15 protein-coding genes are annotated in these 14,579 nt (G+C 62.6%); 4 read left to right on the top strand and 11 right to left on the bottom strand.

The annotated features are described in order from the left end of the window. Window positions 1–19 precede the first annotated feature (19 nt). Window positions 20–307: a hypothetical protein gene (locus tag GST84_15775; GenBank protein ID XGB13712.1), complete on the bottom strand. Its 288-nt coding sequence runs from the start codon at window positions 305–307 to the stop codon at window positions 20–22. Window positions 308–471: 164 nt separating this feature from the next. On the opposite strand from GST84_15775, the gene GST84_15770 reads away from it, so the two are divergent. The 3 genes from GST84_15770 to GST84_15760 all read left to right on the top strand — a co-directional run bounded on the left by GST84_15770 (window position 472) and on the right by GST84_15760 (window position 2,933). Further along, window positions 472–900: a hypothetical protein gene (locus GST84_15770; protein XGB13711.1), complete on the top strand. Its 429-nt coding sequence runs from the start codon at window positions 472–474 to the stop codon at window positions 898–900. Then, window positions 897–2,189: a sorbosone dehydrogenase family protein gene (locus GST84_15765; GenBank protein ID XGB13710.1), complete on the top strand. Its 1,293-nt coding sequence runs from the start codon at window positions 897–899 to the stop codon at window positions 2,187–2,189. Before GST84_15770 ends, GST84_15765 begins: the two co-directional genes overlap by 4 nt. A 162-nt stretch (window positions 2,190–2,351) precedes the next feature. Then, window positions 2,352–2,933, top strand: a complete 582-nt coding sequence (locus GST84_15760) for a hypothetical protein (protein ID XGB13709.1) — start codon at window positions 2,352–2,354, stop codon at window positions 2,931–2,933. Window positions 2,934–2,935: 2 nt separating this feature from the next. On the opposite strand, the gene GST84_15755 is transcribed toward GST84_15760, so the two are convergent. Genes GST84_15755 through GST84_15715 form a run of 9 tightly spaced genes read right to left on the bottom strand, consistent with a single transcriptional unit; the run spans window position 2,936 to window position 12,950 of the window. Further along, entirely contained in the window at window positions 2,936–4,285 is a 1,350-nt protein-coding gene (locus GST84_15755) for a cation:proton antiporter (GenBank protein XGB13708.1), read from the bottom strand. 23 nt (window positions 4,286–4,308) lie between these two features. Beyond that, entirely contained in the window at window positions 4,309–5,793 is a 1,485-nt protein-coding gene (locus tag GST84_15750) for an amidase (GenBank protein ID XGB13707.1), read from the bottom strand. Continuing rightward, on the bottom strand, window positions 5,793–7,457 hold the full coding sequence (locus GST84_15745; GenBank protein XGB13706.1) for an NAD(P)/FAD-dependent oxidoreductase: 1,665 nt from the start codon (window positions 7,455–7,457) through the stop codon (window positions 5,793–5,795). Before GST84_15745 ends, GST84_15750 begins: the two co-directional genes overlap by 1 nt. Before the next feature lie 56 nt (window positions 7,458–7,513). Continuing rightward, on the bottom strand, window positions 7,514–8,152 hold the full coding sequence (locus GST84_15740; GenBank protein ID XGB13705.1) for a redoxin domain-containing protein: 639 nt from the start codon (window positions 8,150–8,152) through the stop codon (window positions 7,514–7,516). Between the two features lie 20 nt (window positions 8,153–8,172). Beyond that, window positions 8,173–8,937: a hypothetical protein gene (locus GST84_15735; GenBank protein ID XGB13704.1), complete on the bottom strand. Its 765-nt coding sequence runs from the start codon at window positions 8,935–8,937 to the stop codon at window positions 8,173–8,175. Then, entirely contained in the window at window positions 8,934–10,571 is a 1,638-nt protein-coding gene (locus GST84_15730; GenBank protein XGB13703.1) for an FAD-binding protein, read from the bottom strand. Before GST84_15730 ends, GST84_15735 begins: the two co-directional genes overlap by 4 nt. Continuing rightward, the gene (locus GST84_15725; GenBank protein XGB13702.1) at window positions 10,561–11,427 is read right to left on the bottom strand and encodes a methyltransferase domain-containing protein; all 867 of its coding nucleotides are present in this window, start codon (window positions 11,425–11,427) and stop codon (window positions 10,561–10,563) included. Before GST84_15725 ends, GST84_15730 begins: the two co-directional genes overlap by 11 nt. A 51-nt stretch (window positions 11,428–11,478) precedes the next feature. Continuing rightward, complete coding sequence (locus tag GST84_15720) at window positions 11,479–12,402, bottom strand: GNAT family N-acetyltransferase (GenBank protein XGB13701.1); 924 nt, start codon at window positions 12,400–12,402, stop codon at window positions 11,479–11,481. A 38-nt stretch (window positions 12,403–12,440) separates the two neighbouring features. Further along, window positions 12,441–12,950: a MarR family transcriptional regulator gene (locus tag GST84_15715; protein XGB13700.1), complete on the bottom strand. Its 510-nt coding sequence runs from the start codon at window positions 12,948–12,950 to the stop codon at window positions 12,441–12,443. 195 nt (window positions 12,951–13,145) lie between these two features. Here GST84_15715 and GST84_15710 point away from each other — a divergent pair, with 195 nt between their 5' ends. Then, the gene (locus GST84_15710) at window positions 13,146–13,664 is read left to right on the top strand and encodes an EamA-like transporter family protein (protein XGB13699.1); all 519 of its coding nucleotides are present in this window, start codon (window positions 13,146–13,148) and stop codon (window positions 13,662–13,664) included. On the opposite strand, the gene GST84_15705 is transcribed toward GST84_15710, so the two are convergent. Continuing rightward, window positions 13,665–14,573, bottom strand: coding sequence for a LysR family transcriptional regulator (locus tag GST84_15705; GenBank protein ID XGB13698.1), 909 nt, complete (start codon window positions 14,571–14,573; stop codon window positions 13,665–13,667). Between the last annotated feature and the right edge of the window lie 6 nt (window positions 14,574–14,579).

Raw genomic sequence — 14,579 nt, 5'->3', positions numbered from 1 at the left:
CTTTAAGATTGTTATATGTTCAGTTTTTGCACTTGGCCAGCACTACCTGGCAAGTCCTGGGCGTGCCTCCCGAGCGGCTGGCATAACGTACGCAGTTGTTCAGCGATTTCTGTTGCGCAATGCTCAATGTATTGCCCCAGGCCAGGCCGCCTTCACCGATAGTGGGGACGGCCTTGGCGAAGCAGTTGGAGCCCACTGCAGGCGTGGCGTAGCGTGCCTGGCTGGCTTTACTGGAGCAACCAGTGGTAAATGCCAGGCTGAGGCAGAGCAGGGTAGCCAGTGCCCAGGACGCATGTGGTCTGCTCATGTATTCCCCTTCTGCGCTTGGCAGCAAATGCCTTGCAGGATATTTCATTACAGCGAAGCGGTGAACTATCTCGGCGTCAATAGGCTCCTTTGCTAAGCGCACCCTGCGCTTACCTGATGGCGCAAGACCATCAGCCCTTGGTCACTGAATGAAAAGGAGGCAACGTGACCGCATCTGATCAAACCCTCTACCGCTGTACGCCCAGCCCACTGCATGCCTTGCTGCTGGCAGGTAGTGTGCCGTTGTTCCTTGGCGCACTGTTGAGCGATATCGCCTACTACAACAGCTACCAGATCCAGTGGAGCAACTTCGCCGCCTGGCTGATCGCCGGTGCCTTGGTGTTCTGTGGGCTGACACTGTTGTTCGCGCTGGCCAACCTGATCCGCGCCGAGCGTAAGGGCGGGCGCGCTACGTTGTACTTTGTGCTGCTGCTGGTGACCTGGGTGCTTGGGCTGATCAATGCCTTTGAGCATGCCAAGGACGCCTGGGCGGTGATGCCTTCCGGGCTGGTGTTGTCGGTCATCGTGACAGTGCTCGCAGTGGTGGCCGCCTGGATCGGTTTGAGCAACCTGCGTTCAGGAGGTGTGGCATGAAGCCTTTGCATGCATTTAGCCTGTTGGGTGTGGCGCTATTGCTGAGTGCCTGTGGTGGCGACGGCGAGCCGACCCAGGCCCACGGCCCGGATCCGAAGCTGCCGGAACCTCAGCGCGGCTTGCTGCCGAGCATGAAGATTGCGCAACCGGCTGCCTGGGGCGAACTGAAACCGACCGTGCCGGAGGGCTTCAGTGTCACCGCCATCGCCACCGGCCTGAAAATCCCGCGCCAGAGCCTGGTGCTGCCCAATGGTGACATTCTGGTGGCTGAGGGCAGGGGTGGCAGCGCGGCCAAGCTCAAGCCCAAGGATGTAATCGCCAGCCAGATCAAGGCCAAGGGCAATACCCAGGTCAAGGGTGGCAACCGCCTGACCTTGCTGCGCGATGCTGACGGCGATGGCAACTACGAGGTACAGGCCGTGTTTGCGGATAACCTCAATGCACCGTACGGCTTGGCCTATGCCAACGGCAAGGTGTATGTAGCCAACCAGGATGCGCTGGTGCGCTTTGACTACAAGGAAGGCCAGACCCAGGCCGACGGCCCGCCAACCAAGGTCACCGACCTGCCGGCCGAGATCAACCACCATTGGACCAAGGCGCTGACCATCAGCCCGGATGGCCGCTACTTGTATGTGGGGATCGGCTCGAACAGCAACATCACAGAGCGCGGCCTGGAGGTAGAGATCGATCGGGCCATGGTCTGGCAGGTCGATGCCGAGACCGGCGCACACCGGCCCTATGCCACCGGCTTGCGTAACCCGACGGCATTGACCATTCAGCCGCAGACCGGGCAGTTGTGGACGGTGGTCAACGAGCGGGATGAGCTGGGCCCCGACCTGGTGCCGGACTACCTCACTTCGGTACGTGAAGGGGGCTTCTATGGTTGGCCTTACAGCTACTGGGGGCAGCATGTGGATGAGCGGGTGCGGCCGCAGAACCCGGACAAGGTGGCGGCGGCGATCAAGCCGGATTACAGCCTGGGTTCGCATGTGGCTGCACTGGGTGTCGACTTCTCGACCTCGGCAATGGGCGAGCGCTTTGCCGACGGTGTGTTCGTGGGCGAGCACGGCAGTTGGAACCGCCCCAACCCGGTGGGGTACAAGGTGATTTTCGTGCCGTTCAGCAATGGCAAGCCTGCTGGGGAACCCATCGACTTCGCCACGGGCTTTCGCGGTGAGGATGGCAAGACCCGGGGGCGACCGGTTGGCGTGACGGTGGACCCACGGGGAGCGTTGATCATTGCCGATGACCTGGCGAATACGGTGTGGCGGGTGACGCGTAATCGCTGAAATGCCAGGCGCCCTTAAAAATTTGCATTCACAAGTGCAGTTTTTCTACGACGAATGCGGGGCGCCCTCAGAGGGCCAGCAAAGCGGCAGGTAATGGCTATGCTTGATAGCGCGTGAACCTTTCACGCGCCTATTCGGACTTGATCACAGGGAAGCACGCCTATGAACCCCATTCGTACTCTCGCTCGTGCTGTAGCCCTTGCCACGTTGGCCTCTGCTGCCAGCTTCACGGTGCAGGCTGCCGGTATCCCCATCGGGAGCGAGGCGCTGGAAAGCCATGTCACCACGCAGGTAACGGCTATCGACCTGGCCACCCGCCAGGTCACGGTGAAAGGCCCTGACGATAAGAAGGATGTGACGTTCCAGCTGACCGAAAAGGCCAAGGCGCTGCCCAACCTGAAAGTCGGTGACCAAGTCGACATCTACGTGACACGCGCGGTGGCCTATGTGCTCAATCCGGATGTGGGTGGGGCGCCGAAAGCGACTGAAGAGTCCGGTACCATCCGTGCAACCGAGCAAAACCCCAACCCGGGCGGCGAGGCGTTCCGCCAGGTCAAGGTTACCTCTCAGATCAAGAAGATCGACCTCAACACGCACGAGGTGAGCTTGTTGCCACCGGAGGGCAAGCTTCAGGTGGTCAAGGTCGAGAATCCAGACCTGCAGAAACGCATGAAGAACCTCAAGGTTGGCCAGACTGTCGACGCGATCTACACCGAAGTACTGCGCGTCGAAACCTCGCGCTGACCTCAGCCGTTGCTGACCTCGGTTGCCCCCGGGGTCGCATGCGGGGCGCGGGTGCGTGCGGTCAACAAGCGAATCAGCGGCGATGCGATGAAGGTACTGATGATGGCCATGATTACCAGCAGCGTGAAGTACTCCTTGGGCAGCACGCCCAGGTCATAGCCAACGTTCAGTACCACCAACTCCATCAGCGCCCTGGTGTTCATGCATACACCGATCAATGCCGAATCGCGGCGATTTTCGCCCAGAAGGCGGCTAGCCCCATAAGCACCGAAGAATTTGCTGGCAAAGGCCACCAGGCAGATCAACAGGCAGTTCCACAGAGCGGTGTTGCCCTCAAGGGCGCCAATATCGGTGCGCAGGCCCGTATAGGCAAAGAAGATCGGCAGGAAGAACGCATTGACCACGCCACTGACCTTGGCATTCCACTGTTCGACGAAGGTGCGCTGGGTATGCAGCGCTACGCCAAGTATGAAACCGCCGATGATCGAAAATACCCCGATCAGGTTGGTCACTGTCGCACTGGCCAACAGAATGATCAGCATCAGCGATATCCCTTGGGTCGACAACGGCCGGCGCTGCAGGTCGCCGATTATCCAGCGCAGGACCAGTGGCCGTACCAGGGCGATCACGACGACGAAGAACAACCCGAGCGCCAGCAACCTCGCCAGAGAAGTCCAGGGATTGAACTGCGAGGCGATCAACGAAGTGACGCCGCCCAGGATCAGCCAGCCGCATACATCGTCGATTGCTGCCGCGCCAATGGTGAGCGTGGCGATCCGAGAGCGGGATAGGCCAAGCTCCATGAATATCCGTCCCAGGATAGGCAGTGCGGTGATCGACAGTGCCGTGGCAAAGAACAACTGGAAGGCTAGCAGTGAGGGTTTGTCCCCGCTGATCTGCTGCCAGAAGTACTCGGCAGTGAGCATGCCGCTGGCAAATGGCACCAGCAGCCCTCCCATGCTGATGACGATGACCGAACGCTTGCGGCCCTTGAGGTGTGTGCCGAACTCGAACTCCAGGCCGACCTGGAACATCAGCAGGATCAGGCCGATCTGCGCGGTGACCACGAAGGCGGTGGCCGTTTGCGGTACGAACAGCGCGGCCAGTTGCTCGGGGAAGAAATAGCCCAGCAGGCTCGGGCCGAGCACCAGCCCGGCAAGGATTTCGCCGGCGACCGGCGTCTGGCCCAGGCTGCGGGTGCTGAACCAGGCGATCAGCCGCGAGACGCTGAAGATCACGATGAGTTGCAGCAGAAACATCAGGGTCAGGTGCTCCGCCTGGGAGCCTACGGCTGACTGTGACTGGGGTGCCGGCGTGAGTTGCACGGTACTGGCATGAATGGCGTTGGACATGATGAAGTCCCGAAAATAAAGAGTCAGATAGGCGGTGCGAGCCAGCCACCGAATGCATGTTCCAGGGCCAGGGCTGCGTTCAGCAGCCGGTGCTCTTGCCCTGGGCCGGCGACCAGTTGCACGGAAACCGGGCAACCTTGGTCAAGGCGTCCCATGGGGACCGTCAGCGCTGGCAGCCCGAGTACGTTGAACAATGCGGTGTAGCCGATATCGCCCGGATAGCGCAGGGCATGGCCATGTTTGGGGGAGATGCCGGGGAGCACCGGTAGTGCCAGCAAGCTGTTGCCCGCCAGGCGTTCGGCCAATGCCTGTTGCAGGGCATCTCGTTTCGACAGCTGACGCGTAAGCCCGGGGCTGCCCAGGTATTCGCCCAGACTGTCGAGTACAGTAGCCAGCCAAGGCCCGGTGGCATGCAGGGGTTTGCCGGTCAGGGCCAGACAGGCCTGGGTCATGTGCGCCACAGGTTGGCCGTCACCGAGGATATCGGCCAGGCGAACGCCGGCTTCCTTCTTCAGCACGGCCAGCCAGATGGCGAATGCGTCGTCCAGTGCCTGAGGGTGCCAGCGTTCGACCTGGGTGCCTTGTAATTGAAAGTGATGCGCCAGGTCCTCCAGTGCCTGGGTCACTGCCGGGGATACCCGGCTGCCCCAGCTCAGGCGGTCTGGCTGGCACAGGTATAGGTGCTGCAAGGCACCGGGCGCCTGGCAATGCTGGTAGTGGCCGACAATGTTGCGATCGTGCTGGTCGGGGCCAGCGATGATTTCCAGCAGAACGGGCAGGTCTTCGGCATGTCGGCATAACGGGCCCACGGTGAAATGCCGGGCGATACCCAGTGCATGCGGCTGCCCCAGACCGCGCTCGTCAAGGGGCAGATGCCCGGTCAATGGCACTAGCCCCCGTGATGGCTTGAGGCCGAAGATGCCATTGCAGGCCGCCGGGATACGCACCGAGCCGCCACCATCGGTGCCCAGCGCGAAAGGTACGCAAGCACTGGACACCAGCACGGCATCACCACCACTGCTGCCACCGGCGCTGCGCCCCTGCCGGTAAGGGCTGCCGGTGCAACCATAGACCGGGTTATCAGTTTCAGGCCAGAGCGCCATCTCGGCCTGGTTGCCCAGTGCCACCGGAATGGCGCCAGCCTCGATCAGGCGCTGCGCGGCAGTGGCGGTAAAACGCGCAACCTGTTGCTGGCGAAGGCGCGAGCCGCAGGTTTTCGGTGCACCGGCCAGCCCCAGGCCTTCCTTGAAACTGAAGGGCACGCCATGCAGGCGGCCCAACGTAACCCCTTGGTCACGTTGGCGCTCGGCAACCTCGGCGGCCCGCCGTGCCTGGTCGTACAACGCCACTGCCACGGCGTTGTAGCGTTGTTGTATGGCCTGGCAGCGGCCGATGCTGTCCTCGACCAGGGCGACCGGTGACAGTGTGCCATCGCGCACCCCCGCAGCCAGGCGCACACCGCTCTGGGCGAGCAGTTCGTGGTCGGCCGTCATCTTGGGCAAGGCCATCAGTGTTTGGCCAGGTCGAGGAAACCACCGTCGCTGCCGAATGGCGATTTGAGCAGCTCGGGGGCTTCGCCGTACTTGTAGAACAACGAGGGCATCAGCCTTAGGCTGGTTGCCCGGCCGAGGTCCTGCAGGGTGCCCAGGCTGTGCCGCGCCAGCAACTTCAGGTGGCGTGGTGCCAAGCTCCAGCGCACCATGCGCATCAGTCGCAGGCGCAGCATTGCCGAGCGCAGGAAGTAGCTGGCGGCGTAACGCGGGCGAGCCTGGTTGTCGGCCTTGTACAGGGCGAAGTTGATGGTGCGCGAGTACAGGTTGGGGATCATCTGTGGGCTAATGCCCGGGTTGGAGCGGCGCACTTCGCGCAGCAGGCAGGCGAACGGCAGCGGCGATGGCTGTAAGTCACGTGTGTAGCGTGGCAGCAGGTCGGCGAACTGCTGCGCCTGGTGGCCGTCGAGGAAGTCGCCACTGACGTACATCGGCAGCACCACATGGAAGTACGCCATGTTGGCGAACAACAGCGTCCAGCCCATCAGGAACGGGTCGTCCATCACCTCATACCATTTGCTCCAGGTGTCCTGCAGTGCGAGCTGCGCCTGGATGTGCGACTCCAGGCAACTGACGTAGCCCGGGGTGAGGGTGCCCTGGATATCCTTTTCGATCATCGCAGCCACCTGCGGGATCTGCTGGGCCACGTAGGCCAGCCCTGCGCTGTTGGCCGGGTCGAAGGTGAATGCCGCGTCACCGATCAGGAACCAGCCATCGGTGGAGTAGTACTGGTTGGCTTCGTACATGTAGTTGTACATGGCGTGCTGGTCGACCACTTCGCCTGAGGCCATCAACTCGGTGATCACCGGATGATCGGCCATGACCCGCTCCTTGAACGCCTCCAAAGTGCCGATCCGCTCGTTGACCATGTCGGGCCGGTAGGTGATGCCGATGCTGATCATGTCGGCACCGTCGTCACTGCGCATGGGGATGAGCCAGATCCAGTAGCCTTTGCCATAGAAATGGTGGGTGACGTAGTAGGGGTCGTAGCAGTGATGCTTGTCCTTGTGGGTGTTGATGTTGTGCAGAATGCTGCGGTCGAACTGGCGCAGGCGGAACCAGAAGGTACTGCGCTGGTAGGTTGGCTCCTTGTGCAGCTTGAGCTTCTTTGCCATGAAGCGATTGCGGCCTGTGGCATCCACCACCCAGTCGGCATCCAGCTGCCAGCTCTGCGCCTCGTTGCGCAGGGTCAGGCGATGGCGGGTGTGCTCACCCTCATGCAGGTCCACCGCAGCCACGTCAGCCTCTATCAGTTGCACCTGCTGCCCGGCGACGATGGCGCGCAGGTCTTTGTCGAAACTGAACCGGTTAAGGTTGTAGGCTGGCATGCGGATAACCCCGGGGGCCTCGTGGACCACGTAGTTGCGGCATTCCGGGTTGTTGCGCAGCTTCAGGTAATAGGTCAGGCCGTACTTGTGGTAGTGCTTCTCTTCGAGCAGGCTGCCCAGGCCTATGCCTTTGAAAAAGTGCGTAGTGAGTTCGACCGTCGACTCGCCGACGATCGGCCGCTTGCGGTCCGGACGGCCGATTAGCGTCACTTCCACGCCCGGCAGGCGTTTGCGCAGGTACAGGGCAGCCAGGTGGCCGGCCACGCCGGCACCCATGATAGCGATACGTTTCATGTCATCTGTCCGTGATGAGGTGAGGCACCGGGCAGCCCGGTGCCGGGGAGTGAGTCCTAGTGGCTGGCGGCCTCGATCAAGGCCTGCGGTTCGGCACGTTCGGAGTAGTCGACATTGACGAATGCATGGCGAATGCGGCCATCCTGGCCGATGATGAAAGCGCTGGCCATCGGCAGGCTGAGATCGTCGCAGTCGTTCAGTGCCTTGAGGTCGGCGCCGAGTGCCCGATACACCGCTTCCAGCTCTGGCTCCAGCTCGAAGACGATGCCGTACTGGCGCGCCAGCTGGTTGCCCGGGTCGCTCAGCAGTTGGTAGCGCACGCCCAGGGATTCGCGGGTTTTCAGGGTGGCAGCGCGGCTCTGGGCAGAGACGGCGACCAGCGTGGCACCGCTGGCGGCCAGATCGCTTGCCATCTGCTGGTATTCGCTGAGCGTTACATTGCAGAACGGGCACCACAGGCCGCGGTAAAACACCAGTACCAATGGACCGCGTGCCAGCAGGGCCCGCAGGTCCACGGCCTTGCCATCGGCATCCTCCAGCACGGCCAGCGGGGCGTTGTCGCCGGCTTTGAGCACGTGCTCTTCAGGGTGTCTTGCGATAAGGGCTTGCAACGAGGCGCCAAATTTTTCCAGCACCTCGGTGGGCAGTTGGGCCATCTGCTGTTTGACAGCGTCGAGTTTTTCCTTAAGTGACATGCTTGTTTCCTTGTGGTGGTTCACTGGGGCAGGCTTCGGGTGGCCCGGGTCTGGATGCGCTGCGAGGCCTTGCAGGCCGGGGGATGGCGCTGAAACAGCTGAAGTACCCAGTCGGGGCGGGTCTTGCTGGCATCGTTGAGCCAATTGGCGACCGAGTCCTGGGCGTATTTCTCGGCTTCGGCCAGTAGCGGTACCAGTAACGGCTCGGCCACTTCTGGTTGTTGCTTGAGCGCGGCAATGTGCTCGCACCAAACGCCGCGCGGGCGCAGGATCTCGATGCAGAACCGACGGACCAGTGGGTCTGCATCGCCGGTATGGCGGCCGAGTAGCGCCAGGGCCGCTTCAAGGTGCTGGGCCAGGCGCGGTCGCAGGGCGATCCAGGCCCATTCACGCACACCGAAGTGCTCATCGCGGGCAAAGCGAAACTGCGCCAGCAGGGCATCTTCCGCTGGCAGCGAGCGTGACAGGAACGCCTGGGCAAACGCCGCCCAACTGCGCACGGTATCGGATGGGTGCGTGCAGCATTGCTCGAACACCTGCTGGCGCAAAGACTCGGGGGCCTGCTCCAGCCACTTGCCCAACGCCAGGCCAATGGCCGCCACTTTTTTTGACAGGCCCAGTGCCTGAGCCTGGTCCGCACTGGCAGCGAGGTGCTCTACCAACGTTGAGGGCAGTTGGCCTGTCAAGGCGTTGACCAGGGCGGCTTGATCCACCGCCAGGCATTCGGCCAGGTTGCGGGTTGGCAGTTGGCCAAGGTCGATCAGGGATTTTCGGTCGTCGCTCATTGCAGGGGTTCCATGGCGGAGGAATGGCATCCGGTGGCCGGGGCTGGTGGGCAGTAACGCCCTGGTGCGAGCAGGTGCTGCGGGTCCAGGGCGTGTTTGAGGCGCTGCCCAAGCTGCCAGGCAGGCGCCTGCGTATCGGTCAGCAGGTGCATGAAGGCCAGAGGCAGGCGATAGGGCAGTACACCTTGCTGTTTGCCGCTGTTGAACAAGTGCCGGTAACAGTCCTCTGCGCGGGCTGTGGCCTTTTCATCGTTGCGATCGAAGAGCAGTGGCAAGGTGCAGTCGATTGCCCGGCCAGACAACGTGGTGAGGGTGACCGGGCAGGGGAGGCGGTGGGTCTGGCACACATGCTCCATGTGCCTGACGAATGTTGCCACCTGCTGACTACGCAAAGGCAGGATCGGTGCGTACCAGATCAGGCCGCAGTTGTCCCGTGCCGGGTCGAGCAGGGCGCCTGCCTGCGGCCGTGCTCCGGCGACATAGGCCAGCGGCAGCGCCACCTGATTGGGCCGGCCTTCCATCAGTTCCATACCCAAGTGCAGTTTGTCCAGCATGACCCGCCAGCGCCTGGACCAGGCACCTGGCAGCAGACGCAGGGCTTGGCTTGCCCATGCCAGCTGGCGCTGGCTGCGGAACAGATAGCGGCTGCTGAAACGACGCAGTTCGGTACGGATAATGCCCTTCAGCGAGGCCAGTTGCGCCTGTTCGCAGTAAATCGAGCCCACCCCCATCCAGGCAGGCAGGGCCAGCGACCTCGCAGCGGTGTCGCGCTCAGCCTGGTTTAGCTGGGTCAGGGGACGCGCGTCATAAGCCATGCTCAGCAGGCGTGTGCTGTTCATCAGGTTGATGCCGCCCACCTGGCTGCCGCAACGGTCAAGAATGCGTTTCACCCCGTCCAGTGCTGCAGGTAACTGTGCCGCGGAGTCGACCCAGAAATAGAACGGTTGCACGACTTGCGGGCGTCGGACCAAGGCAATCGACATTTGCGTCACCACGCCTAGGCCGCTCTGGCCGAACAGGCCATCAAGGTAAGGCCCGACTCCCCACTTGAAACACGGGGTGGTGCCAGGCGCCCACATGGGCGAGCGGTAGCGCTGACCATCGGGCAGGATGGCCTCAAGGCCCATCACGGCCTGCCAGTGGTCTGTTACCGGCGTGATGCCGAACCCTCGCTCCAGCGCATTGGCCAGCACACTGCATGTGGGCCCGGCGCCGGTGACCGGGGTGAGGAAGGGCAGGTCGCGGCTGGCCAGGTAGTCGGCCAGTGCCGCCTGGGTCACGCCAGGCTCGAGGGTGACCACAGCCAGCGCTTCGTCAAAGGCGAGGATCTTGTCCATGCGCGACAGGTCGAGTTGGACGCAGTGGCTATTCGTAGTCGCCATGCCACCGTAGCCCCAGTTGTTGCCGGTGCTGGCAGGTTGCAGCGCAACGTTGTGCTGGCGGGCAATGGCCAGGCAGGCCGCCACCTCTTCGCTGTTGGCGGGCCTGAGACGGGCGCAGGCATGGGCGGGCGAGCGCATTGTGTCCTGGCGCAACCTGGCGAGCGTCGCGGCATCCGTCTGCACGTGGACGTCGCCCAGCAACGTGCGCCACGCCGCCAGGGCGGCTTGCAGGCGCTGCGGCTCAGAACGCACTCGCCATCCCCCCCATGCCGAGGAACAGGCGCAACTGATCGACATCAGCCTGGCGGCTACGCGGCAAGCTGCGGTAGCGGCGGCGGAACTCGTCCTTCATTGCCGCCACGCAGCGCCGCTTGGGAGTGCGGACAACCATCATCAATGGGCTGACGGCGGTGCTGTAGACCTTGGCACATGGGCCCAGATAGCTGGCGGCAAGGGTCTGGAACTCTTCCCGCGAGAACGCCGCCAGCAGCGAGTTGCGGTAGTCGAGCAGGGTAGCCTGATCGGCACCGTCGCTAGCGCGGCTGACGAAGTAGTCCACCGATTCCACCGACTTGAGCCTGCCGAAATCATTCAGGTAGATGGCCCGATCATTGCGCAGCACGCGCGCGATGTTGCGGAACGTCGCTTCCAGCTGAGAGAGGTCTGCCAGGTGATGCAGGGCCATGGACGAAATCACTACATCGACGCTGCGGTCGGCGATACCGGCCAGGCGCGTCATGTCTTCTTCGCGCAGTTCGACGTTGTCGATGCCCTGCTGGCGGATCGATTCACGGCCCACCTCGAGCATGCTGGTGGACAGGTCGGCACCGATGAACTCGGCCCGCGGGTTCAGCCGGGCCAACTGCAGCAATAGGCTGGCAGGGCCACAACCGATATCCAGTACGACATCACCGGGTTTGATCAGGGCGCACATCTGTGCGCAGTGGTACAAGTAGGTGCCGGACAGCGCCTGGCCCTGGCCGGCACTGTCGGCGTAGGCACTGACGCAAGTTTCGTCGACCATCACCAGGTCGGGCTCAGGTGTACGTACAAACGGTTGCCTGAGGGTGATTTCCCTGTAGATCGCGCGCAGCAATCCTGTGTCCATGAACTTGTCCTCCATGAAAGTCGTGTGGGTTTGGAACGCGGGGCGGGCTGCTCAGTCCAGTTGCAGAGCCCGTCGCACCCGCGGCGAAAGGTGGTGCGGCGAGGTGCCACAACGCGCCATGTGGGTGAGGACGTCGTCGGCACTCCAGCGAGCCTGTGCGGCGGGCAGCTGGATATGTGGGTAATGGCGCGAGCAAAAAAAGTCGAACAGGTCGGTACACGTCTGGTCGACCGTAAACTTCAGGCCTGGCGCACTGTAGGCCTTGGCGAACACATCCCGCGCCCGGGCTAGATTCACGGCCAGCGGCAGCGACAGGGCATTGTTGAGTTTGGTATAGGCCTGTACCGGGCCGATGGGCGAGAAGAACAGTACATTGCGGTAGAAGCTGGCGGCGCGCGGGTGCACGGCGATCACCAAGGTGCTCACCTTACGATGGTCAATGGCCCATCGAAACATGGCGTTGTACAGCATCAGTGGCACGCCCTTGCCCTTGTAGCGGCTACATACCGCCAAGGTCCCGACTTCGGCCACGCGCACACCGCCCAGGCGCTGCAGCACAGCCTCGTTGATGTGCACATCCTCCAGTGGAAGGCCCAGTGCCGAGTCTTCGATCAGCGACACGGTGCCAACCACTCGCCCGTCTTTCAGAGCCACGAAGGTGGTAGTGCCCGGTAGCAGGTGAAACGGCGAAAACCGCATGCCCGCACGGCACACGGTGGCGATGCCGCGGCGTGCATAGCTCTCGTTGACCAGACGCAGGGCCTGCTCGAGTTCGAACAGGTTCTGCACCGGGCGAAAGCTGAAACCCTCGATGGCCAGTGGCTGTCTGGCAAGGCGGCGGATGAACAGGCGCCGGTAAAGGGCCGCTGGCAGGCAGGCCTCGAGCCAAGGTTGGCGACGACTTAACCGGTCGTGTTCGCTATGTACCCGGGGCTTCCTGCCAAGCCGGGCCAATACGCTCTGATTTTGCAACATTATCCACCTCCATGTGGTCTTGCGGGTGTGTCTTGGGTTCAGTGCTTGTCCGGTGGCAGTGCCAGGGCAGGACTGGCCGAGAGTGCCTGTAGCGTGATGGACAGGGCGTCGCGTTGCGTGTTGTCCAGTGACTGCATGATCGTGCCGATCCAGTCAGTGTGTTCTGCGAATACGGCGTCGAGTACCGCTATGCCTGCCGAGGTAAGGCTGATGCTCAGCTTGCGACGGTCATGGGCGTCCTTGCGGCGCTTGATAAAACCGTCACCCTGCAGGCCGTCGAGCAGGCCGGTTACGGTGCCCGAGGTGATTGCCAGGCGCGTCGCCAGCTCCAGCGGTGCCAGGCGGCCGCCTGCACCTTGCAAGGTCAGGAGGATTGCGAACCGCCCTTCCGACAGGTTATGGCGGGCCAACCGTGCGGCGCATACCCGGTTGATGGCCGCTGCAGCGGACAGCAGTTCGAAACACAGGCGCACGTTCTGCCTGGCGTCAGCGGGGGCCTCGGCCAGTGCATCGAGCATGATGTGATGCTTGTTCTCAAGAATATTCATAAGGCGCAGTTTATCTTGGTGCCTTAGTAAGTCAACAGCACAGATGTTTCAGGGTTAAGACAACATGCGCACGCCGGACGGAAGGGATGTTTCACTATGCATGGTACGAATAGTTCAAGTGCAGGATTTTGATTTCTATCAGTACTGGGTAATGCACCATCATGGTGGCCATCGATACCTTGGATGAGGAATGCCATGTTCAGTAAATCAATGCTTCTGCTGGCGCTTCCTGTGGCCATGGCGTTGCTTGCCGGTGCTGTGTTGCCGTTTCAGGCCGCAGGTAATGCTGCGGCAGGCCGGGCACTTGGGCATTGGCTGTGGGGGGCTTTCACATCGTTGACGGTAAGCATGCTGGTGGTGATTGCTGCCCTGCTGATTATTCGGGTGCCGGTGCCAGACATGGGAAAGGCCCTGCAGGGGCCCTGGTGGTTGTGGGTTGGTGGCGTGCTGGGGGCAATGTATGTAGCCGGCGCCGCAGCACTCACCCCTAAACTTGGCGCAGCAGGGTTCCTGGTACTGGTGGTGGCTGGGCAGATCATCACGGCAGTGCTTGCCGACCACTATGGGGTGATGGGGTTGGGTGGCAAGCCGCTCAGTCTGGCCAGGGTGGCCGGCGTGGTGCTGATCCTGTGCGGAGTAATGCTGGTACAGGGCACTTGGGCGACGGCATCACCGGTCCATTCCACGGCAGCTGTGAAAGGGCAGGAAAACTGATCAGCGCCCTGGTTGGCTGCACGCCCATACGGTTTCGCGCAGCCAGCGGTGCCCGGGGTCAGTGTCCTTGCGGTTGTGCCAGGCTTGCTGATAATCGAACGAGGGGATGGCCAGTGGTGGCGTGAACTGGCGCAGTGTCCTGTGCTGGCGCAACGACCCCACAGCGCGGCTGGCCACCGTCAGGATCAGGTCGGTGCCGGCCAGCACTTCGACTGCCGCACTCCAGTGCGGCAAGGCCAGGGCGATACGGCGTTGCAGGCCCCGGGCGGCCAGTGCGCGCTCGATTTCATCGAAAGCATCCGGGCGCATGGCCATCAATACATGTGGGCGTGCCAGCCAGTCTTCCAGGGCCATGCCGCCGCTGGCAGGCAGCACCTGGCGATCGGCAACGCTGATGAAGCGATCCGCAAACAGGGGCTGGACGGTGATGTCCTGAGGCAGTTCGGGGAACAGGCCCAGGGCCAGATCCAGTTCGCCATCGAGCAACTGCGCCAACATGGTTTCACGGCTGGCCTGGCTGATGGCCAGGTCCACCCCGGGCGCGACTTGGCGCAGGTGGCGTAGCAGATGCGGCAGGATGATGCGCGAAGCGTAATCGGATAGCGACAGCCGGAATCGGCGCTGGGCCCGGGCTGGGTCGAACAGCGGGGTGGCCAGCAGGCTGTCGAGATTGCTCAGTGCATCCTGTAGTGGCTGTGCCAGCGACAGGGCGCGGGCAGTGAGGACCATGCCGCCGCCTTGGCGTACCAGCAAAGGGTCGTCGAAGTGTTTGCGCAACTGCGCCAAGGCGTGGCTCACCGCCGGTTGGCTGCGGTGCAGGCGCAAGGCTGCGCGGGTCACGTGCTTTTCGCTGAGCAGGGCGTGCAACGCGAGCAGCAGGTTGAGGTCGATCTTGCGCAGTTCATCCATAGGGTG

Source organism: Pseudomonas putida (genome assembly GCA_041879295.1).
In the GTDB taxonomy this organism is placed as follows: Bacteria; Pseudomonadota; Gammaproteobacteria; order Pseudomonadales; family Pseudomonadaceae; genus Aquipseudomonas; species Aquipseudomonas putida_Y.
The sequence above is the reverse complement of the archived record's forward strand: the minus strand, read 5'-3'. Positions and strand labels throughout refer to the sequence as shown.

Excerpts from the sequence above, each read along its gene's own strand:
- GST84_15735 (XGB13704.1), bottom strand. The coding sequence starts at position 8,937 with ATGAGCGACGACCGAAAATCCCTGATCGACCTTGGCCAACTGCCAACC.
- GST84_15745 (XGB13706.1), bottom strand. The coding sequence starts at position 7,457 with ATGAAACGTATCGCTATCATGGGTGCCGGCGTGGCCGGCCACCTGGCT.
- GST84_15750 (XGB13707.1), bottom strand. The coding sequence starts at position 5,793 with ATGGCCTTGCCCAAGATGACGGCCGACCACGAACTGCTCGCCCAGAGC.
- GST84_15765 (XGB13710.1), top strand. The coding sequence starts at position 897 with ATGAAGCCTTTGCATGCATTTAGCCTGTTGGGTGTGGCGCTATTGCTG.
- GST84_15720 (XGB13701.1), bottom strand. The coding sequence starts at position 12,402 with ATGTTGCAAAATCAGAGCGTATTGGCCCGGCTTGGCAGGAAGCCCCGG.
- GST84_15775 (XGB13712.1), bottom strand. The coding sequence starts at position 307 with ATGAGCAGACCACATGCGTCCTGGGCACTGGCTACCCTGCTCTGCCTC.
- GST84_15760 (XGB13709.1), top strand. The coding sequence starts at position 2,352 with ATGAACCCCATTCGTACTCTCGCTCGTGCTGTAGCCCTTGCCACGTTG.
- GST84_15755 (XGB13708.1), bottom strand. The coding sequence starts at position 4,285 with ATGTCCAACGCCATTCATGCCAGTACCGTGCAACTCACGCCGGCACCC.
- GST84_15725 (XGB13702.1), bottom strand. The coding sequence starts at position 11,427 with ATGGACACAGGATTGCTGCGCGCGATCTACAGGGAAATCACCCTCAGG.
- GST84_15740 (XGB13705.1), bottom strand. The coding sequence starts at position 8,152 with ATGTCACTTAAGGAAAAACTCGACGCTGTCAAACAGCAGATGGCCCAA.
- GST84_15715 (XGB13700.1), bottom strand. The coding sequence starts at position 12,950 with ATGAATATTCTTGAGAACAAGCATCACATCATGCTCGATGCACTGGCC.
- GST84_15705 (XGB13698.1), bottom strand. The coding sequence starts at position 14,573 with ATGGATGAACTGCGCAAGATCGACCTCAACCTGCTGCTCGCGTTGCAC.
- GST84_15710 (XGB13699.1), top strand. The coding sequence starts at position 13,146 with ATGTTCAGTAAATCAATGCTTCTGCTGGCGCTTCCTGTGGCCATGGCG.